General features: G+C 42.2%; 21 protein-coding genes and 1 pseudogene. 3 read left to right on the forward strand and 19 right to left on the reverse strand.

Translation table 11 applies throughout. The annotated features are described in order from the left end of the window. Positions 1-2: 2 nt before the first annotated feature. The 6 genes from AUO94_RS05440 to AUO94_RS05460 all read right to left on the reverse strand — a co-directional run bounded on the left by AUO94_RS05440 (position 3) and on the right by AUO94_RS05460 (position 7087). Complete coding sequence (locus AUO94_RS05440; protein ID WP_058386272.1) at positions 3-1301, reverse strand: ABC transporter substrate-binding protein; 1299 nt, start codon at positions 1299-1301, stop codon at positions 3-5. Between the two features lie 145 nt (positions 1302-1446). Next, entirely contained in the window at positions 1447-2445 is a 999-nt protein-coding gene (locus tag AUO94_RS17575) for a sensor histidine kinase (protein WP_237150179.1), read from the reverse strand. Continuing rightward, the gene (locus AUO94_RS17580; RefSeq protein ID WP_237150180.1) at positions 2403-3188 is read right to left on the reverse strand and encodes a cache domain-containing protein; all 786 of its coding nucleotides are present in this window, start codon (positions 3186-3188) and stop codon (positions 2403-2405) included. The genes AUO94_RS17575 and AUO94_RS17580 overlap by 43 nt, the downstream gene beginning before the upstream one ends. A gap of 28 nt (positions 3189-3216) precedes the next feature. Then, positions 3217-4779, reverse strand: coding sequence for a response regulator transcription factor (locus AUO94_RS05450; protein WP_058386274.1), 1563 nt, complete (start codon positions 4777-4779; stop codon positions 3217-3219). 308 nt (positions 4780-5087) lie between these two features. Continuing rightward, positions 5088-6569, reverse strand: coding sequence for a flotillin family protein (locus tag AUO94_RS05455; protein ID WP_062429927.1), 1482 nt, complete (start codon positions 6567-6569; stop codon positions 5088-5090). A 116-nt stretch (positions 6570-6685) separates the two neighbouring features. Continuing rightward, entirely contained in the window at positions 6686-7087 is a 402-nt protein-coding gene (locus tag AUO94_RS05460) for a hypothetical protein (RefSeq protein ID WP_058386275.1), read from the reverse strand. Between the two features lie 126 nt (positions 7088-7213). Between AUO94_RS05460 and AUO94_RS05465 the strand changes: the two genes are divergently transcribed. Then, positions 7214-7480 carry a hypothetical protein gene (locus AUO94_RS05465; RefSeq protein WP_058386276.1) on the forward strand — a complete coding sequence of 89 codons (267 nt, stop codon included), beginning with the start codon at positions 7214-7216 and terminating at the stop codon, positions 7478-7480. Positions 7481-7494: 14 nt separating this feature from the next. Beyond that, the gene (locus AUO94_RS17355) at positions 7495-7662 is read left to right on the forward strand and encodes a hypothetical protein (RefSeq protein WP_169793161.1); all 168 of its coding nucleotides are present in this window, start codon (positions 7495-7497) and stop codon (positions 7660-7662) included. 492 nt (positions 7663-8154) lie between these two features. Here AUO94_RS17355 and AUO94_RS05470 read toward each other — a convergent pair whose 3' ends face one another. The 4 genes from AUO94_RS05470 to AUO94_RS05485 all read right to left on the reverse strand — a co-directional run bounded on the left by AUO94_RS05470 (position 8155) and on the right by AUO94_RS05485 (position 11579). After that, positions 8155-8637: a DUF4306 domain-containing protein gene (locus AUO94_RS05470; protein WP_058386277.1), complete on the reverse strand. Its 483-nt coding sequence runs from the start codon at positions 8635-8637 to the stop codon at positions 8155-8157. Between the two features lie 95 nt (positions 8638-8732). After that, positions 8733-9788, reverse strand: a complete 1056-nt coding sequence (locus tag AUO94_RS05475; protein WP_058386278.1) for a hemolysin family protein — start codon at positions 9786-9788, stop codon at positions 8733-8735. Positions 9789-9838: 50 nt separating this feature from the next. Next, positions 9839-11155, reverse strand: coding sequence for a hemolysin family protein (locus tag AUO94_RS05480; protein ID WP_058386279.1), 1317 nt, complete (start codon positions 11153-11155; stop codon positions 9839-9841). Between the two features lie 37 nt (positions 11156-11192). Beyond that, positions 11193-11579 carry a MerR family transcriptional regulator gene (locus AUO94_RS05485; RefSeq protein ID WP_058386280.1) on the reverse strand — a complete coding sequence of 129 codons (387 nt, stop codon included), beginning with the start codon at positions 11577-11579 and terminating at the stop codon, positions 11193-11195. 226 nt (positions 11580-11805) lie between these two features. Between AUO94_RS05485 and AUO94_RS17360 the strand changes: the two genes are divergently transcribed. Next, the gene (locus AUO94_RS17360) at positions 11806-11958 is read left to right on the forward strand and encodes a hypothetical protein (protein ID WP_169793162.1); all 153 of its coding nucleotides are present in this window, start codon (positions 11806-11808) and stop codon (positions 11956-11958) included. A 173-nt stretch (positions 11959-12131) separates the two neighbouring features. Here the strand turns inward: AUO94_RS17360 and AUO94_RS17365 are convergent, their stop codons facing one another. From AUO94_RS17365 to AUO94_RS05520, 9 genes and pseudogenes are all read right to left on the reverse strand, one after another. After that, positions 12132-12377: a hypothetical protein gene (locus AUO94_RS17365; protein ID WP_071153959.1), complete on the reverse strand. Its 246-nt coding sequence runs from the start codon at positions 12375-12377 to the stop codon at positions 12132-12134. A gap of 144 nt (positions 12378-12521) precedes the next feature. After that, entirely contained in the window at positions 12522-14348 is a 1827-nt protein-coding gene (locus AUO94_RS05490) for an ABC transporter ATP-binding protein (protein WP_058386281.1), read from the reverse strand. Beyond that, positions 14345-16069: an ABC transporter ATP-binding protein gene (locus AUO94_RS05495; RefSeq protein WP_058386282.1), complete on the reverse strand. Its 1725-nt coding sequence runs from the start codon at positions 16067-16069 to the stop codon at positions 14345-14347. The genes AUO94_RS05490 and AUO94_RS05495 overlap by 4 nt, the downstream gene beginning before the upstream one ends. Next, on the reverse strand, positions 16066-16539 hold the full coding sequence (locus AUO94_RS05500; protein ID WP_058386283.1) for a MarR family winged helix-turn-helix transcriptional regulator: 474 nt from the start codon (positions 16537-16539) through the stop codon (positions 16066-16068). Before AUO94_RS05500 ends, AUO94_RS05495 begins: the two co-directional genes overlap by 4 nt. Positions 16540-16690: 151 nt before the next feature. After that, on the reverse strand, positions 16691-16963 hold the full coding sequence (locus AUO94_RS05505) for a hypothetical protein (protein WP_237150181.1): 273 nt from the start codon (positions 16961-16963) through the stop codon (positions 16691-16693). A 131-nt stretch (positions 16964-17094) separates the two neighbouring features. After that, positions 17095-17991 (reverse strand): TIGR01777 family oxidoreductase, encoded by an 897-nt coding sequence (locus tag AUO94_RS05510; RefSeq protein ID WP_058386285.1) that lies wholly within the window; start codon positions 17989-17991, stop codon positions 17095-17097. 65 nt (positions 17992-18056) lie between these two features. Beyond that, the gene (locus tag AUO94_RS05515; RefSeq protein WP_058386286.1) at positions 18057-18503 is read right to left on the reverse strand and encodes a DUF4385 domain-containing protein; all 447 of its coding nucleotides are present in this window, start codon (positions 18501-18503) and stop codon (positions 18057-18059) included. Between the two features lie 223 nt (positions 18504-18726). After that, entirely contained in the window at positions 18727-19077 is a 351-nt protein-coding gene (locus AUO94_RS17005) for a DUF2200 domain-containing protein (protein WP_082707577.1), read from the reverse strand. A gap of 36 nt (positions 19078-19113) precedes the next feature. Then, positions 19114-19506: pseudogene (locus tag AUO94_RS05520) on the reverse strand (VOC family protein); the annotation flags it as partial. Positions 19507-19609 lie beyond the last annotated feature (103 nt).

Consider the following 19609-nt stretch of genomic DNA (forward strand, 5'->3'; position numbering starts at 1 on the left):
TATTATTTGAGTTGTGCTTCAGCTTGTCCTTGAACATTTTCAAGTACGGTCGTGAGCTCTGCTCCACCCAAATAGTCTTGCATCCCTGTTACTAAAATATCTTCAATTGCATACGTGTGTAAGCCATAGTTGACGGCTGGAATTTCATCAGTCCATGTAGAAAGGTCTGTCAGAAGTTGCTGTCCACCGAAGAATTCATCTTCAACTGCATACGCATCTCCTTCAGCTGCTGGTGAGTACGTTCCAAGAGCACCAATCTCTTCTACAAGTGTTTGGTACAAATCAGCGTTTGAACCAAATGTGTTCAACATGAATTCCGCTGCTTGTTCTTTGCCATCTACGTTTAAGACGTACCATGAACTGCCGCCCAAGTTAGAAGCGTTTACTGCGCCTTCCATATCCAAACGCGGCATTGGCACGACTGCCCAATTACCTGATTGATCTGCGGCTTGCTTAACGCTTGGTGTAATCCAGTTTCCTGTTGGAACACTGGCAACGTCACCGCTGTTGAAGGCACCAACAAACTGGCTCCAGTCAGAAACGATTTTTGCGATGTCCGCATCCATCATTTCTTTATATGTTTCAAAAGCGTTTTCAAGTGTTTCGTTGCCTGCAAGATTTGGTGTTGAACCATCTTCATCCACATACCATGAACCGTTTGTCTGAATCATCATACGAACCTGAGCCAAATCGTTCGGATCCAAGGTCAACATGTTTTTGCCAGTTGCTTTTTTCACATCTTTACCAATTTCAATGTATTCATCCCATGTAATATTTGTTACATCTTCTACTGTGTATCCTGCTTCTTCAAGATAATCTGTGCGTACGTACAATGCCGCTACGCCAGAATCGAATGGCAATCCGTATTGCTCATCTTCAAAACTTGTTGTCGCAATTTTATATTCTGCAAAATCGTCTGAATTGATAACGTCCGTTAATGGATGGAATGCATCCGGATAAGCTTGCAGGAAGCTTTGCGCACGGTAATCTTCAATCAAAACAATGTTTGGCATTCCGTTCGTTGTACCCGAGCTGAGTCCGGTGTTTAATTTTTGAATAATATCGTCTTGTGCATTTTCAATGATGTCTACTTCAAAGTCGCCATCACCGTCGTAAGCTTCTTTGGCATTTTCAAGAGCTGCAATGTTGAATGCCGGATCCCAAGCCCAAGCCGTAATCGTATCTACGTCTGATGATCCTTCTGAATCACTTCCCCCGTTTGCTTCTTCATCCCCTGAAGAACAAGCTGCCAATACTACCATGCCGACTACCAGCAATAACATAAGATAAAATTTCTTCATCAAAAATCCCCCTTTTTGTAAGCGCTTAACCTTTCGCCTTACATACAGTATAACGACACAAAAAAAAAGATTGTTAGGACAATCTTTAGGTGTTAGTTTGAAAATTTTTAGATGTTCTAATTTTCTGTCAAATAAATTTGTATTATTAGTAGAAACTTGTAATTTCATTTGGTTTTAGTTCTTTTTTGTTTTTTTGAAGCGGCAGTTCCACTTTCACTTTTGTGCCCAGCGTTTTTTCACTTGTAATTTCGACACCATATTCTTCTCCGTAGAGTAACTGAATACGTTCATGAACATTACGAATACCAATGCCACTAAACAAATGACGCTTTTCTTTAAAATCTTCTTTCGTGTAATCGCCTTTTATTTCCATGCCATCTCCATTATCAACAATCTCACATAAGAGGTTTGATCCTTTTTGAGATACTAAAATTTGAACAAATCCTTCTTTTTTTTCATTAAATGCATGAAAAAAAGCATTTTCGATAAATGGCTGAAGAATCAACTTGGGCAACTGGCAATCCAAACAATCTGGAGAGATGAAAAAGTTCACTTTAATCCCGTCTCCATAACGCGCTTGATTGATTAAAACATAATTTTTCAAATCTATTACTTCCTGCTCAACGGTAATGGTCTGGTCGACGTTGCTCAATGCATTTTGCAGTAATGAAATTAACGCATGTATCATGTCGGTTGCTTTTTCTTTGTTGCCTTGTTGGATCATGAACTTCACTGAGGCGAGCGTATTGTAAAGAAAATGTGGATTGATTTGATGCTGCAATGCTGACAATTCTGCTCCCCGTTGCTTTTGTTGAGCTTGTACGACAAGTTCCACATATTCTTGCAATTCATTGAGCATAAAATTAAAAGCATGGGCAATTTTCTTTGTCTCGTAGCCACCCGTTTCAGGAACTGGCTTTGTGAACTCATGTTTGGCCATTGTTGAAATTTCTTTCACCAGCTTACTAATTGAATTGGTCATTCGACGGGAAATGATAAATACCACAATTACAGCAAGTAAGACGATGCCCAAACTGATCAAAAGGATTTCTTTTGTGTTGACCAAGTTATTGAGAACTGCATTTTTGTCTACTAGATTCACTAAATACATATTGTAAGTTGGCAAGTATTGCGACATGAACATATAGTCCTTATCAAAGACATGAACATTTTGAATTCGATTTCTTCTGACTCTACTTCTTTAGCCAATGTTAGGACGTCAATTGACTCATCACCAATCAGTTCTTCATTGTTACTAGAAACCACTTTTCCTTTATCATTGATCAGTAAAACTTGGTTTTCCGTGCTTGTATATCCTTCATAAAAATCTTTCAATTGAGATTCTCGAATTGGAAAATACAAAACGCCGTAAATTTCACCAGTCGATCTCTCAACGAGTGCTTTTGTGGCTACGATCATCGGTTCATCAGTAAAAAGAGTGGAAGGGATGAATTGATAAAGCAAAGTACTTGGTCGATTAAATGAGTTTTGCGTAATTTGATGATTGCGCAGTCCTTGCCATGAAACTGGCCAATTTGAATAATTCATATTGTATAGCCGCTCGTTATTTCCAAGAACAATCATATTGGCTTCATACGATTCTATAGTTGGATAAATGCGTTCCATTTGCTTACCAATATCAAAATAGGATTTTGACGTTTCAATCGTATTCTGATTTTTTTGTGTCAGTACTTTTTTGATTGTTCCATTATTTTGCACATCATTCATCGCGCTGACGACAGCGAAACTATACGCTTCGAATTGTTTTTCAATTTGTTCTAATGATTTTGTATTTGAAATACTAAAGGTTTCCATGAATAAATTAGAAGACATTCGAATTGAACTAACTGTAATGAGTAAAGAAACCGCTACGATACTAATGACCATAATCAAAAACATTTTTACAAACAGGCTGTTATTTCTTAAGATTCGAAAGGCCCTTTTTTTCATTGTCATGATTAGCATGAAACTCCTTTCGGTATTTTCCTGGAGACATACCCGTTATCCGCTTGAAGACTTTGCAAAAATAGCTATGCTCAGAGTAGCCAACCATCCCACTAATGTTCGAAATGGAGACTTGGCTGTTTTCCAATAGTTCCATCGATTTTTTAATGCGCACCCGATTTAAATATTCACTAAAGCCCTCCTTGTGGTGTGTACTGAAATAAGAAGACAAATAAGAAGTATTAAAGTGAAAGTGAGCAGCTATTTCAGACAAGCGAAGTGGTTCGGTATAATGCTGCTCAATATAAGATAAGATTTTATTGAGGTTTCTGGATTGATCATTGGCTTTGTCATCTAAAAGAATAATGCCACGTACTTCATCTAAAAATTCATTGAATTTGTCTAATGCCCCATGAACATGATCGGCTTCGTTAATAACCGAAAAGTAAGTGTACTTTTTTTGTTCAATAGCTTGGACGTCGTATTTCATCGTTTCTAGTAGCACAATTATATTGAAAACGATATTCCCTAAAAAGGTTTTGAACTCAAAGCTGTCGTTGTGGTATCGCCCTTTCAAATAATCAACGTGATTTTCTAGATAGGTAAATGCTACGTTAAACAAACGATCTTTAAACATTTCAATAAAATGATTCAAGTCAAAATGTGCCTGTTTTTCGTTCTCTTTTGGCAATTCATCGTAACTAAACACATGTATGTCCGGCAAGTAAAACAAGTACTTTTTCATCTGCGAATAGCCTTCATCGTGCACTCTTTTAATATCTTCAATCGCATCGAATGGTTCGTAAATTGCCCACGTTTCATCCGATACTTCGTTTTTTTCTTGGTATATCGCCTCTTTAATGTACCGTAATTGGTGAGAATTAAAATTGAATAAAAGAGTCGCTTCTGTTTTGCTGGCGTTTAATAGAAATACGGGCAACTCTTCGAGAACAGCTTGCTTAACTATTGTTGCTGCCGCTACTGCATTAAGATTTTCCCCATGAATTCCAATCAACCCAAACTTATTATTGATGAAGACAGATGACGCATCCACAAAATTTGTAGAAATATCATATCCAAGAATCATACTTTCAAGTATTTCTTCGGGAGTGCGAACTGTCTTTATCGGAGAAGAAGCATTTTGTATATGCGGAATACGATCTGCAACCCTGTTTAATACGGTTAATAATTCTTGTCCATTCAACTTCGGCTTTAAAATATAATCAGCCACACCATTTTGAAAGGTTGATCGCACGTAATCAAAGTTTTCAAAGCTGCTTAAAATAATAATTTCAATGTTTGGAAATGCTTTTTTGGCTTCTCTTACCAAATCGATTCCATCCATAATGGGCATGACAATATCGGTAATAACGATATCTGGAGAAAATACGTTAATCATCTCCATCGCTTCTTTTCCATTTGAAGCTTCTCCCACAATTTCAAATCCCGCCTGTTTCCAGTCAATGTAATTCAGAATTCCTTGTCGGATTAACATCTCGTCATCTACTATAAGAACTTTGCATCTCTCTCTCACAATATCTCCCCCTTGCTACTTGCTTCATACAAAACTTCCGATGCTGTTGCTTTCTATTAGATAAAATCATACGTTAAATTCATGGAGCTTGGCAATTTCTCACTCTCTGCTGTTCTAAACACATCCTACCACCTCTTACTAATTCATGATTATTTATCAAATAACTTAACATATGAAATGAATATTTTTCATTAGAATAAAAATACTGCTCATAAAAAAACAGAATGTTCTCAGACATTATAAAAACCCAAGAACCGTTTGCCTCTTTGGCAAAAGTTCTTGAGTTTATTCTTTACATGATTCTCTTACTATTCTTCATCGCTTTGATTTGTATCCTCATTTTTTTCTTTTTGTAATACCGGCATCGTCGCAACCGGTGCTTGGGCTGCTGGTTGATTGTTGCGATTGACGTAAGATTTCAGCAACTCTCCGATATCGATGCCGGTCATTTCTTTCAGCGGCGCCTGCATGTCGACCATGGTTTTCGTCACGCTTCTGCCGAAAGACGGGATGCCTTGGCCGTTGCCGGAATCAATGATTTTCACCGATTCGATATTGCTCAGTGGCAAGGCCACTTTCTCTGCAAATACGGGCAGCATGTCGATCAGTTTTTCGGTGATGATGACGTCGCCGTGTTCTTCCATGGCTTCAGCGAGTAGTTTACGAGACTCGGCTTCTGCTTTACCGCGCTCGCGAATAACTTCTGCTTCTGCGGCACCTTCATCACGTTTGATCTTGGCTTTTGCTTCCCCGTCAATGACTGCTCGGCGCGCATCAGCTTCTGCGGAACGTGTTGTTTCGTAGTACGTCGCATCGGCTTTTGTTTTGCGCACTTTGCTTTCTTCTTCTTCGAGTTTAACTGCGCGTTCACGTGCTGCGAATTGCATATTGAGTTCTTCATCCTGGATTTCCATCGCAAGCTTCGCCTTTTCCAGCTCATAAGACTGCTCGGATTTGGCACGCGCACGTTCAGTTTCTTCTTTGAATGCTGCGTCTTTTATGTCTTTTTCTTTTTTCGATTCGGCGGTAGAAATTTGGCGTTTGTATTCTTCTTCTTTTGCCTCTTGGTCGGTTTGCGCGCGGTGAATGCGTGTTTCGCGCTCCGTATTGGCTTCTGCAATTTCAGCAAGCTTGCGCACTTCTGCGATACGCGGTCGACCCAAGTTTTCCAAGTAGCCATTATTCTCATCAGCATCACGCAAATCGGTCAAGCCGAGTGATGTGATTTTAAAGCCCATCAAATCTAGTTGTTTTTGAGCGACATCTTGCACATCTGTATTGAATTTCTCGCGGTCGCTATTGATGTCTTCTACTGTCATTTTTGAAAGAATCGCACGCAAATTACTACCAAGCACTTCGATAATTTCTGTCTCAATTTCTTCTTGTTTTTTGCCAAGAAATTGCTCGGCGTAATTAGCAATGCCATTCAACGTGTCGGCGACTTTGACCATGGCCACAGCGTCGGCAACAATCGGCACCCCAGCGTTTGTATAAACACGCGGTGTGGCAAGTTTCAGTTGAAATGACGTCAAGCTAACCGGCGTTGACGTTTGGAAACGTCTTAACAGATAGCCGCCGCCCCGAATGATTTTCATCGAGCGACCTTCGTCATCTGTAAAAATATTCGTATCTTTTGCTGGATCTCCAATTTTGGGTCCCGTAATAATTAGCGCCTCATTGGATTTCGCGGTGCGGTAACGGACCTTCATCCAGAAGAAATACCCGATGCCGGCAATTGCCGCGATGATGACTAACGCAATAATAACTGTAATAATTCCTAATGATTGCATGTTTTCTCCACTCCCTTTTGCTGATTGGCGCATCCTATTGAATGAACGATGGAATTGCGCCTATAATAGTATTACGAATAAATTAACTAAATGTTTCAAAAAAAGTAAATGTTTTTTCAAGGAAGATAACCATACTCAAAATTAAAAACGAAATCTAAGAAAAGTATGAGCATAATAGCTAGCACCAAACTAATAGCGATGAAAATTTTAGCCGACAACAATGTAGTGCGTTGAAACAGTCGAAAGAAAAGATACAACAACATGATGCCAAACGGCCAAAAAATCAGATTCGATATGGTCCACACCCATTGCGAATTTTCTTCCCAGTATGGAGCGGGGACCGGTGTGATGCCTTTGTATGTTCTATTGATAGCAGTGTACTTGTAGATAAACACAAAAGACAAGCTGCCGTAATAAATGACAATGATGCTTTTCATCCACCACTTAAAGTAAGGGGCAATCATCGCAACCAAGACAATCAATCCGACCACGAAAAATAACAAAGTGTAGCTTTGCATGGCAATGCTCCTCTCTTTGTTCCAAGTGTTTCTTTAGTATACGCTCTTTTGGGAATTAGGTTCCATTTTTTCTAGAATGAAACATTTCGACTGGTTATGCGTATAATACATGGGAGGTGTTGCGATATGGGACTGATTCGGTGGATATTTTTTAAGAAGAAGCATCTAGTTTATACTGCTTTTGGTGATGCTATGTATTATCAAGCGGTGGATAAACTTCGCGTACAAGGTATCGACTATGACACTGTGTTACGAGTAAATGCCAATGTTCACGGCACTGAAGGTCATATGGGTTCTTCACATATGCGCGACGCCATGACGAATACTGCACAATATGATTTATATGTAGAAATCAAAGACAAACACTTTGCAGAACAAATTTTGAACGGATAAAAGGAGTGATAATTTTGGAAATAGGTTTCAACTTAATGATTGTGATTGTTTTTGTCGGATTGATCCTTCTGGCTGCTTTCGATATTTACCGAAAATCCGCGATCAAGCTAGCCGATATTCAACTACAGCGAGACAAAGTTTCTTTAGAGCATACACAACGAGAAAAGCTGACGACTGATTAAATCGAAAAATGCGGACCAAGCGAGTAGCGCTTGATCCGCATTTTTCTTGTTTTGAGTAATTTGGGCTTGGTTTTGGGCGTAATGCAAACAAACTTATCGATCACGCAAACAACAGGTGGTATCCCGCAAAAGAACCACTCGTCGCTGCAAACAAAGCGGCGGATCCCGCAAATAAACTACGCGTTTCTGCAAACAACAAGCTTTAACTAGTGAATTCACACCCGTGCTAGCAAACTAGCTTCGTCTTAATAAGAGAAATTGAGCTTTTGCGAACAAACTTGTCGATCACACAACCAACTTTCCAAATACCTAGCCTTCTCCTCTTTTCATCAAAATCCCCGCTCAAAGCGTACGCGCTTTGAGCGGGGATTTCGGGTTTTGGGTAAATCGGTCTTGGTTTTGGGCGTAATGCAAACAAACTTGTCGATCACGCAAACAACAGGTGGTATCCCGCAAACAAACCACTCGTCGCTGCAAACAACGCCTTCATCACTACTGTTTCCTTGCTTTAATCAGAGAAGTCACACCTGAAATCACCAAAACAAAGCCCATAATGAAGAAAAGCCGCGAAAAAAGTTCGAGTCCCAGTGTTGGCGATGACATGAGTAGCGTACTCATGACGAAAAGTCCGGCGGCACACGCTATGTGAAACAGACTCAACGCAATTTTACTCCTCTTAAAAATCCACGCAGCCAGTTGCAACAACAAAACGAAAGCAGCAACAAACATGATGATCGGAAACAACGGCGCGAATTTTGCGGCATAAACTAAGTAGTCGATTGTCAAAATATCAGTTGCTGTTTCAGCACCGCCGCTTAGCCAATTAGTAAAGATAGCAGAGTATGGCCATTCCCAAGGGATGTTGTCTAACCGACTACCTTCGTACAAACTAAAAAATGTCGCGACGACGAAAAAGATGAGTGCACCAAAAAACAAAATGAATTCTTTCGTATTTTTTACTAGGCTCTCTTGCATAAACCTCTCTCCTCCTTGTAACTGTTCTGTTCACCTTACCAATAATTTACCAAAAAAAGAAGAGAAACCTGGAGGCTTCTCTTCTTTCATGCACATTAAATGGGTTGTGTTTCGAACGAATCGTCGCTAATTTCACCGACGATTTCTTCTAAAATGTCTTCCATTGTTACGAGTCCGGACATGTCACCAGCTGCTGTGGTGATGATGGCCATATGCGTGCGATTTTGTTGCATTTTAGTCAACACTTTTTGAATTGGTGTCGTTTCTGGAAAACGCGACATCTCGTGGATAAACGACTCCGGATGTTGCTTTCTTCCTGCTGCCATACTGGTCAACAGCTCTTTCGTGTTGATAAACCCAATCAACTTGCCATCTTTGCTGTGATCGGCAACTGGGTAACGCGTGTATTGGTGGTTATCCAACACGGCAAAAAGTTCTGCCTGTGTAAAACGGCTATCGACTGACACGATTTCTGCTTTTGGAATCATGATGTTCCGAACAATGCGGTCATCAAACGCGAAAATATTCTTTAAGTACGTTAACTCGGTTTGGTTGATTTCGCCGCTTTGGAAACTTTCCGCCATGATCAGCTTTAACTCTTCTTCCGAGTGAGCTTCTTCGTGACCGGCTGGTTTTACGTTGAATAAACGCAGGAGCAAACGCGCCGACCCATTCATCATCCAGATGAATGGGTTCATCACTTTACCAAACCAGTATAGCGGGGGCGCTAGTAACAAGGTTACTTTTTCAGCGTATTGAATGGCTAAGGTTTTTGGCGCTAATTCGCCGATAACTACGTGTAAAAATGTCACGATGCTAAGAGCAATAGCGTAGGACAACACGGTCGATAACGCGGATGGCACATCAAACGCAACGAATAGCGGATGAAGCATCCGTTCGACGGTAGGCTCTCCAAGTGCACCAAGGGCTAAAGCGGTAACGGTAATTCCTAGCTGACAGGCTGATAAATAATAATCCAAGTTATTGGCTACTTTTTTTGCCAGTACGGCTTTTTTATTGCCTTCGGCGATTAATTGGTCGATTCTCGACATTCGCACTTTTAAAATAGCGAATTCGGCACCGACGAAAAATGCAGTTGCGATAATTAGCATCGCGATGAGTAGTAAGCTAATGCCTATTTGTCCGTCCAATTGGTATCCCTCAAATGAGGGATTCACCTCCATTAATTGTTAAGTGGAACTTACGTATTCAACTTTTTCGAATGACTGTGGAACATCACTTGCTTGATTTGCTGGTGATCCATTTCTACGATGGTCCACGAATTTGTTGACTCTGTAGAAGTAGCGCCGGTTTTGACATCTCCCGGGCTCTTGAAATGAATCCAGCCACCAATCGTATCGATGTCGTCGCTTTCATCAAAGGTTATACCAAAACGCTCTTCCAGGTCTTTCAATAACACGCGACCATTGATCACGTATTGATTGTCGCTGACTTTGTTAATGTCGGCCACTTCGTCCGCATCAAATTCATCTCGAATTTCACCGACGATTTCTTCTAAAATATCTTCCATAGTAATCATACCGGCCGTCCCCCCGTATTCGTCCGCAACGAGGGCAATATGAACGCGCGCATTTTGCATAATCAATAACGCGTTTTGCAAGCCTGTCGCTTCAAACACAGTCGGCAGTTCCAGGACAAAATCCTCGAGCTGCCATTCGCGTCCTGCGACAATATGCGGCAGCATTTTCTTGGCACTAACAAATCCAAGAATTTTGTCTTTGTCGCCATCTTCGGTTACAGGGTAACGTGTGTAATTGTTTTCATCTAAAATCTCGATAATTTCAGCAAGCGGCATGTCTTTATCTAGCGTGACGAGTTCGGTACGCGGCACCATAATGTCTTTAGCTACACGTTCATCAAACGAAAACACATTTTCCATATACGAAAGTTCGGTTTCATTGATCGCTCCGCCTTCAAAGCTCTGAACCATAACAATTTTCAACTCTTCTTCTGAATACGCTTGATCGTGACCTGCGGGTTTAACACCGAAGATTCTCAGCAACACGCGAGCCGCCCCGTTCAATGCCCAGATAAAAGGTTTCATAACCTTTCCGAACCAATAAAGCGGGGGTGCCAATAATAACGACATCTTTTCCGCAAATTGAATGGCCAAAGTTTTTGGCGCCATTTCACCGACAACGACGTGCAAATAAGTCACAAGTAAAAACGCGATGGCGTAGGAAGCCGTTGAGGCCACTGCGTCTGACACAGCAAAAAATTCAAAGATTGGGTACATTAATCGTTCAATGGTCGGTTTCCCGAGCGCTCCCAGTCCAAGTGCTGTGACGGTAATTCCGAGCTGACAGGCAGATAAATAATAATCCAAGTCGCTCGCTACTTTTTTCGCAGTTACCGCTTTTTTATTGCCTTCTGCAATCAGTTGATCGAGCCGCGACATGCGAATTTTAACAATCGCGAATTCCGAGCCAACGAAAAATGCCGTCAAGGCAATTAATAGTACTAATAAAACTAAATTCAATAAGGTTACTATGTCCACGTGTCTTCCCTGTAAAAGGGATTCACCTCCAAGTAAATTACAGCAACGCGATCAAAGCAGTTATAGCTGCTAACTGGTGCTCAAGCGCTTTGCTGATGTGTAGCTTCACGGGGCTTGGGGCATCTTTTAATTGCTCCTCCAAGCGCGTGATTTTTCGTTGCAGGCATTCGAATTCTTCATATACTTCATCGACAAGAAGTGTTGTTTCTGAAGTCTCTTGTGTAGCAAGCACGTCTTTAATTTCCGAAATCGACAGGCGCTGTTTTTTCAAAACTTGTATACGTTTGAGCGTCTGCAGGCTAGACGCCGGATAAAGCCGGTAATTGGTTTTAGTTCGCTGACTTTGTAGCAATCCCGATACCGTATAATAATCGATGGTTCTCGTTGATACCCCACTCAATTTTGCAATCTCTCCGATTTTCATTAAGTCCTTCCCAATGCAGACACCCCCTTATTTGACTCACATTAACCTAACGTGGTTAACTTCCGATCTGATCCATTGCACGAAAGCAATTTCTCTTAGTAATAAAAAATAATAGCACATTTCGATAAAAAGCATACAGTCTAACGTTCTGGTTTTGGACAGAAATAGACATCTTTTTGAGTAAGCGACATGATATCGACATGATTTGGAACTGTGGCTGTGACTAGTGACTAACTGGCTATCGCTTTGTGTGACGGGCTGCATACGTTTGTTCCATTTGATTCACTTGATTCACTTGATTCACTTGATTCACTTGGAACAGTCTCGTTTTTTGGGCGATTTGCAAACAAATCAGCCTATCCCGCAAACAACACAATAAATAGCGCAAACAACACGCTCGCTCCTGCAAACAACATAGCGAGTTGCGCAAACAAACTACTCATTCCTGCAAACAAATTCACTCTGCCGCTATTTCACACTCGTTCACTAGTGCAAAACGCTAAAATTTCATAAAAAAAGAGCCAAGCGCAATCCGCTTGACTCCACCAACACTTATTTTTTCGTCTTTTCTTTGATTTTGTTCGCCACGTCGTCTTTCATGACCATCGCTTTGTCTTTATAGGTAGCAGCTTTTTCTTTGTAATCGTCTTTGTTTTCTTCCCAATGGGTTTTGCCTTTTTCAATCGACTTGTCTTTGAATTGGTTGAGTTTGTCTAGAAATGCCATTTGAATCATCCTCCCGTTTGTCCTGCCGCCAAGACGGTCAAGTAAACTAATGTAAGCATAACGTGTTTCCATCTCACTGTCGAAAAATAACCGTTACTGAAACTTCCTGCGCCCGCACGCGTGTAAGCTATACCGGTTGAACTAGTGATTTTTACTTGTATCGTAGAATCACAAAAGGTCCACTGCACAACTCTTGTGCGGTAGACCTTTTGTGTTTCACACAGCCACTTTCGCGGTAAATTGGCTGCGGTATAGTTCGGCATAAAAGCCGTCTCTATCGAGCAATTGCTGATGTGTGCCTTGTTCGATAACTTTTCCTTGGTCCATAACTAAGATCAAGCTAGCGTCTTTAATCGTAGACAACCGATGCGCTATCACAAAACTTGTACGTCCAGCCATCAATTGACTCATCGCTTTTTGGATAAAAATTTCCGTCCGTGTATCAACGCTCGATGTCGCTTCGTCTAAGATCATCATTGGCGGATCGGCAAGAATGGCACGTGCAATGGTCAATAATTGCTTTTGTCCTTGTGAAATATTTGATACTTCTTGGTTCAAAATGGTGTCATAACCGTCCGGCAGCGTGCGGATAAAGTGGTCGGCGTGTGCCGCTTCTGCAGCCGCACGAATTTCTTCTTCCGTAGCTCCGGTTTTGCCGTAGCCAATATTGTCACGAATGGTGCCGTTAAAGAGCCAGGTATCTTGCAACACCATTCCAAAGTTCTGACGCAATTCGTGTCTTGACATCTCTCGTGAATCCAGGCCATCAATGGTAATCCGGCCGCCATCCAGTTCGTAAAAACGCATCAATAAATTGATCAAAGTCGTTTTACCAGCACCCGTTGGCCCGACAATCGCGACTGTTTGACCTGGTAAAACATCAATGTTCATCTTGTCGATTAATCGTTTTTCACCGTAACCAAAATCGACGTCTTCAAAAGCAACTGCGCCTTTTGCACGTTCAAGAACAGCAGTCGTTACTTCTTTCACTTCTTCTTCCTCATCCAGCAATTCGAAAACTCGTTCAGCCGCAGCAATTGTCGACTGAACAATGTTGGCGATGTTCGCCGTCTGCGTGATTGGTTGTGTAAACTGTTTGGAATACGTAATAAACGCTTGAATGTCCCCAATCGAAATTGCACGCTGCGTGACCAAAATACCCCCAACGACACTAATCAACACATAGCTCAAGTTGCCGATCAACGTCATCATCGGCATGATAATCCCGGAAATAAACTGCGCTTTGCGTCCTGCATCATATAGCTCTTCATTAACGGCATCGAATTGTTCATTGGATTTTGCTTCGTGCCCAAACGCTTTGACGACTTGATGGCCGGTGTACATTTCTTCTACGTGACCATTCAAACGTCCCAGATTTTTTTGCTGGCTCTTAAAATACTTCTGCGATTTTTTCAAAATGGGTCCGATAACGAACAACGATAGCGGCAAAGAAACAACCGCGATTAGCGTCAGCAATGGACTGATGGTCAGCATCATAATCATAATCCCGACGAGCGTAACAATTGACGTAATAAACTGCGTCAAGCTTTGCTGTAAGGTGCTGCCGATCGTATCGATGTCATTGGTCATACGGCTTAAGGTTTCGCCATTTGCCCGTCCGTCAAAATATTTGAGCGGCAATTTTTCTAGTTTTTTGTTGACGTCTTGCCGCAAATCGTAGACGGTATCTTGCGCTACTGTGGACATCATGTATTGCTGAATGTAGTTGAAAACACTGCTAAAAACGTAAAGTCCAGCAAGCAGCGTCAGAATTTGACCAATTACACCAAAGTCGATGCCCGCTCCCGGCGTCCCTTGCAATTTCCCATAGGCACCTTCAAACAATTCCGTAATCGCCATTCCCATAATTTTCGGACCCACGATTGTGAAGACGGTGCTGAGAATAGCTACAACAAACACGGCCGCTAGTTTTTTACGTCGCGGTTTTAAATACGAAACTAAGCGGCGGAAGGTACCTTTGAAATTTTTTGCTTTTTGCGGCGGCATACTTCCTCCGCCATGTGGAGGTCCCATTTGGCTCATGCGATTTCCTCCTCTGATAGCTGTGATAAGGCAATTTCTCGGTATACGTTGTTATGTTTCACCAAGTCTGCGTGGGTGCCCATGCCCACCATTTTGCCTTTTTCCAAAACAATGATGCGATCCGCATCCACCACTGTGCTAACGCGTTGCGCGACCAGCAACACCGTCGCGTTTTTGGTTTCGTCTTTTAACGCGTTGCGCAGTTTGGCGTCTATTTTAAAATCAAGCGCTGAAAAACTATCGTCAAAAATGTATAAATCCGGTTGGCGAATTAAAGCCCGCGCAATGGATAATCGTTGTTTTTGTCCGCCCGATAAATTCGATCCGCCTTGTTCGATAGCTGCTGCGTAGCCGCCTTCGATTTGATCGATAAACTCTTTAGCTTGTGCAATGTGAGCTGCGTGCGTCAATTCTTGATCGCTGGCATATTGTTTGCCAAATCGAATATTGTCTGCAATGGTGCCAGTAAACAACACCGATTTTTGGGGGACAAAGCCAATTTTCGAACGAATTTCTTGTTGCGATGCTTGGCGTATGTCCACGCCATTCACCCGTACTGTCCCACTGGTCACTTCATAAAAACGTGGCACCAAATTCACTAGCGTCGATTTTCCAGAACCGGTTCCGCCAATAATTGCCGTAATTTCGCCAGGCTTTGCTTGAAAACTAATATTCGACAGCGCCGGTTCTTCCGCACCCGGGTAATAAAACGTCACATCATCAAATTCCAATGTGCCACGATCCACATTAGCTTGAGCCGTGCCATCGTCTTTAAACGCCGGCTGCATGTCCAACACTTCATTGATTCGTTTAGCCGACACGGCTGCTCGCGGAATCATGACGAACATGAACGAGGCCATGAGCAACGCAAACATGATCATCATGACGTATTGAATAAACGCCATCAAATCGCCAATTTGCATCGCACCGTTATTGATGCGAAGGCCGCCAAACCATATGACCGCAACAACCGTAAGGTTCATGACCAACATCATCATTGGCATTAAAAACGCCATGACTTTATTGACTTGAATCGATACATCCGCCAGTTCGCGGTTGGCTTTTTGCAGCCGTCTTTTTTCTTCTGTTTCGCGGTTAAATGCACGAATGACGCGAATGCCCGTCAAATTTTCACGGACCACCAAGTTTAAGCTATCAATGCGTTTTTGAACTTGTTGAAACAACGGCATAGCGTATTTCAATATCAATAAAATGGCAATCACCAAAAACGGCATCGCGCCAATAATCACGAGTGATAATTTTGCATCTTTGGACACGGCTAACAAGACGCCGCCTACTAACATAATCGGCGCACTAATAACCATTCGCAACATCATGATGACCACTTGTTGCACTTGCGTAATGTCGTTTGTCGTCCGTGTGATCAACGACGCCGTGCCCACTTCATCAAATTCCTGCAGCGAAAACTGGCCAACATGCTTGAAGACTTTTTGTCTCAAATCACGACCCAGCCCCATTGCTGCTTTAGACGAATAAAAACTCGCAAAAACAGCAGCGACCGCTCCGATTGCGGAAACCCCTAACATCCAACCACCAATTTTCCAAATGTATGGAAGATCGCCTTTGACCACGCCATTATCAATAATGTCAGCCATTAAGGTCGGCAAAAACAATTCTGCCATCGATTGCGCAAACACCAACGCCACAACGCTCAAAACAATCCATTTATAAGGACCTAAGTTTTTCAACACTTTTATCATATGCTTGTCACCTCGAGTTCTGCTTCCGTTAAATGGTTGGAAATTTTTTGATGCGCTTCTAGCAGTTCTGCTACTTGTTCAGCTGAAAATTGCTCACTGGCCCCTTTAAAGACTTGGTACAAGCCACCTTCTTGACGATGAAATTCTGCTACAATTTGTTGTCCTTTTTCACTGAGCGACAACATCATTTCGCGACGATTGCCAGCTACTTGCTGACGATTGAGATAGCCTTCTTTCACCAGACCATCCACTGACTGACTCAATGTACTTTTCGGCAAGTACGTAATCTCACCCACTGTTTTTTGTGTCATTTCGTGACAATTAAATATGGTCATCAAAATCGAATATTGCGGCACCGATACGTTTTTTTCCATTGCCGCTTTTTGAATAAAACGCATCATGCTTTTTTGCACATTGGCAAATGACTTCATTAATTTTACATAGTCTTCAGACGAGTTGTTGGTTGGCATTACAGACACCATCTTTCATTTTTGAACTGTTCCAAATGGAACAATCTTTTATGTATTCTTAAACCTACGCTCATTTCAAGTAGCGGTCAACTGTAAGGAATTTATTCGCAAAAAAAAAAACAACTCACGGCTCGTGTGAATTGTTAAGGGACTAGGTTTTATTGTGTAAAAAGAGGAGCTGGGTTCGACAGCAGTCGATTAACGAAGCCAGCAGCTTTCGATGGTGCATAAAGTCTTGAGGTTTGGTCCATACCGCGCGAAACACATGCGTCACCAGTTGCTCACAGACAGAATGATTCGGGTCAGCTTGGCGGGCTATGTTCCAAATGATGCGATGGTAACGATCGTACAAGTCTGCTAACGCTTGCTCATCCCGATTGCGGATTCCCGTCATTATTTTTTCGTCTATGCTCAACTTTCTCACCTCTTTCTCTAAGCATTTCCGCAAACCATTCCTCTCAAACCCAAATATCTCGAAATAAAGGAATTAACTTGAAATAAAAAAATAACACGTAGAAAAATTCTTCCAATGAAGAACTTTCTAGTGCTATTGGTTCACTTGTTTGATTTGTTAAGGATGTTTTCAAGCGCTCGGTCTAATGTAGGGTAAGCAAAACGGAAGCCTGCTTGTTCCAGTCGCTCGGGCAAACTCCAGCGGCTTTTTAAAATCAATTCCGGTTCCGTCCCAATGATGCGTCCGCCAATGCTCAGTATCCATTCGGCAGCGGGCAAGCCAATTTTACGATTCATGGCTTTGCGCAATTCTTGCATCAGTTCGCGATTGGTCACCGGCTCAGGAGATGTCGTGTTGATCACGCCACTAATAGCATCGTTATCGCGGATGTACACAATAATTCTGTAGACGTCTTCGATGTGAATCCAGCTAAACATTTGGTTGCCGTTGCCTTGTTTACCGCCGAGACCAAACCGTACCATGTTTTCATAAGGAGTCATGACACCGCCGTCTTTTCCAAGGACAATCGATAACCGCAAAGCGACTTGACGCGTAGTTTTCAAATTAAATGAAAACAATGCTTGCTCCCACGCCTTACCGACTTCAACCGAAAAGCCTTTGCCAAATTCCCCATTGGCTTCAGTCATGGGCCGATCTTCCGCGTGTCGGTAAATGGTGGATGTGCTGGCATTGATCCACAACGGAGGTGGCGTGTCGCAATTTAAAATCGCGGCGCCCAGCGCTTCGGTCGTTTCCATCCGCGAATCGAAAATTTCACGCTTATTGGCTTCTGTGTATCGACAATTAACAGATTTCCCTGCCAAATTCACAACCATTTCAGCATCTTCTAACGCATGAACAATCGCTGCATGATTGGACCAATTGACATGTTGAGGTTGCCTGGAAATGATAATGACTTCGTAGCCTTGGTCTTTAAACTTTCGTTCTACATATTGCCCAACAAACCCTGTGCCTCCAGCTAATACCACTTTCCTCATTGTGCCACCTATTTTCTGTAAGTTGTTATGGTAGTTGACGTCCGGTGTGCGTAAAGGATGCATGCCTACCCAAATTCTTTTTGGTGTTTCTTTTTGCGAGCTAAGTAATCTTCGTCTTCGCGAATTTCATCCCAGCGCTTTTTAAAAATAGCTGCAGACTCTGCCTTCACAGGGTCAATGTCACGTTCTTTAATGCTGCCGTCTTCATTGTATTTGCGGCCGCCTTTGTAGTTGGTATAGCGCCTTGCGCGCGTATAGCCCATTTGAATAAATTTACGTGCCATGTCCATGCCAACAAAATCATCTTGTTTGCGGTATTCTTCAAACATCTCCGAAATTTTGTCGCACGACTCTTGTGCGATTTCCGGCGTTTTAAATCGCCAATGTGGTAAAATTTCTCCTTTATACGGTTCTACTAACAGTACGCCTTGCTCTCCTTTGCCCACGCGATACAATTCCGGATGCTTGCGCAAATCTAAATTTTTATAGTCCAACTCATAATCAAACGCCATCGTTATCCGCTCCTTTGTGCATCTGCTTTGTTAGGAATATACCCCAGTTTAAGCTGTGTAATCTTTTTGACAGCAAAATGGAAGAGATGCAGATAAAAGATAGCGAACACTGGTAAGAGGGGCGAACACCCGGGTTAAAACAACGAACACCCGGGTAAGAACCTCCCCCCTCACTTCGCTCGCTACAAAAAAAGCTGATTCCGTGGAATCAGCTTCAGCTTGTTTACTGTCGTAAAATTTTGTCCATCGATTTGCCTTTGGCTAACTCATCAATCAATTTATCCAAATAACGAATTTCTCGCATCGTGGGTTCTTCCACATTTTCGACGCGGACGCCACACACCACGCCTTTGATCAACGTGCGCGAAGGGTTTAACGCCGGGGCTTCTAGCAAGAACGGGGCAAACGCGGTTTCTTGCGCAAGCTCGGCTTCTAGTTGATCTTGACTATACCCAGTAAACCACCGAATGATTTCATCGACTTCTTCTTTGGTGCGATTTTTCCGCTCTGCTTTAGCGATGTAGCAATCGTAAATTTTGGCGGCGGTCATTTTGTAAATCTTATGCTCTGTCATTAATGATTCACTCCTTGCATCGTCTTGATGTGCGTGTGGCAAATTCAGTTGCCACGAGATTCCGAATTGGTCGACGAGCCAGCCGAACTTTTTACTGAAGCCGTAATCGCCGATAGGCATCAACGCGTTGCCTTTTTGCACCATGGTTTCGTACAGTTCATCTATTTCTTTTTCACTGTCACATGTTAAGTAAATGGAAAAAGAAGGTGTAAACGCAAAATCATGATCCACATAGCTGTCGATGCACATAAACGATTGGCCTTTTAACGCAAATTCCGCTTGAATAACGGTTCCTGCTTTTCCGGGTCCCTCTGTTCCATACCGACTAATGCTATGAATTTTAGAATCCTCAATTAAAGAAGTGTAATACGTCATAGCTTGTTCAGCAACGCCTCCTTGGAACATTAAAAAGGGTTTCACATTTTTCATCCACAACTCCCTCTCTTACTATTCTATGGTTTCATTATAACCATTCTAGCGTAAAAAACCCTGTAGAAAGCACAAGCTTTCTACAGGGTTTTCGTGGACGTTC

The organism is Planococcus kocurii (assembly GCF_001465835.2).
Taxonomy (GTDB): Bacteria; Bacillota; Bacilli; order Bacillales_A; family Planococcaceae; genus Planococcus; species Planococcus kocurii.

Coding starts and splice junctions, on each gene's coding strand:
- AUO94_RS05470 (WP_058386277.1), bottom strand. CDS start 8,637: ATGCAAGAGAGCCTAGTAAAAAATACGAAAGAATTCATTTTGTTTTTT.
- AUO94_RS17365 (WP_071153959.1), bottom strand. CDS start 12,377: ATGGAAACACGTTATGCTTACATTAGTTTACTTGACCGTCTTGGCGGC.
- AUO94_RS05465 (WP_058386276.1), top strand. CDS start 7,214: ATGGGACTGATTCGGTGGATATTTTTTAAGAAGAAGCATCTAGTTTAT.
- AUO94_RS17005 (WP_082707577.1), bottom strand. CDS start 19,077: ATGACAGAGCATAAGATTTACAAAATGACCGCCGCCAAAATTTACGAT.
- AUO94_RS05515 (WP_058386286.1), bottom strand. CDS start 18,503: ATGGCGTTTGATTATGAGTTGGACTATAAAAATTTAGATTTGCGCAAG.
- AUO94_RS05490 (WP_058386281.1), bottom strand. CDS start 14,348: ATGAGCCAAATGGGACCTCCACATGGCGGAGGAAGTATGCCGCCGCAA.
- AUO94_RS05440 (WP_058386272.1), bottom strand. CDS start 1,301: ATGAAGAAATTTTATCTTATGTTATTGCTGGTAGTCGGCATGGTAGTA.
- AUO94_RS05500 (WP_058386283.1), bottom strand. CDS start 16,539: ATGCCAACCAACAACTCGTCTGAAGACTATGTAAAATTAATGAAGTCA.
- AUO94_RS05485 (WP_058386280.1), bottom strand. CDS start 11,579: ATGAAAATCGGAGAGATTGCAAAATTGAGTGGGGTATCAACGAGAACC.
- AUO94_RS17580 (WP_237150180.1), bottom strand. CDS start 3,188: ATGGTCATTAGTATCGTAGCGGTTTCTTTACTCATTACAGTTAGTTCA.
- AUO94_RS05495 (WP_058386282.1), bottom strand. CDS start 16,069: ATGATAAAAGTGTTGAAAAACTTAGGTCCTTATAAATGGATTGTTTTG.
- AUO94_RS17575 (WP_237150179.1), bottom strand. CDS start 2,445: ATGTTCATGTCGCAATACTTGCCAACTTACAATATGTATTTAGTGAAT.
- AUO94_RS05455 (WP_062429927.1), bottom strand. CDS start 6,569: ATGCAATCATTAGGAATTATTACAGTTATTATTGCGTTAGTCATCATC.
- AUO94_RS05460 (WP_058386275.1), bottom strand. CDS start 7,087: ATGCAAAGCTACACTTTGTTATTTTTCGTGGTCGGATTGATTGTCTTG.
- AUO94_RS05510 (WP_058386285.1), bottom strand. CDS start 17,991: ATGAGGAAAGTGGTATTAGCTGGAGGCACAGGGTTTGTTGGGCAATAT.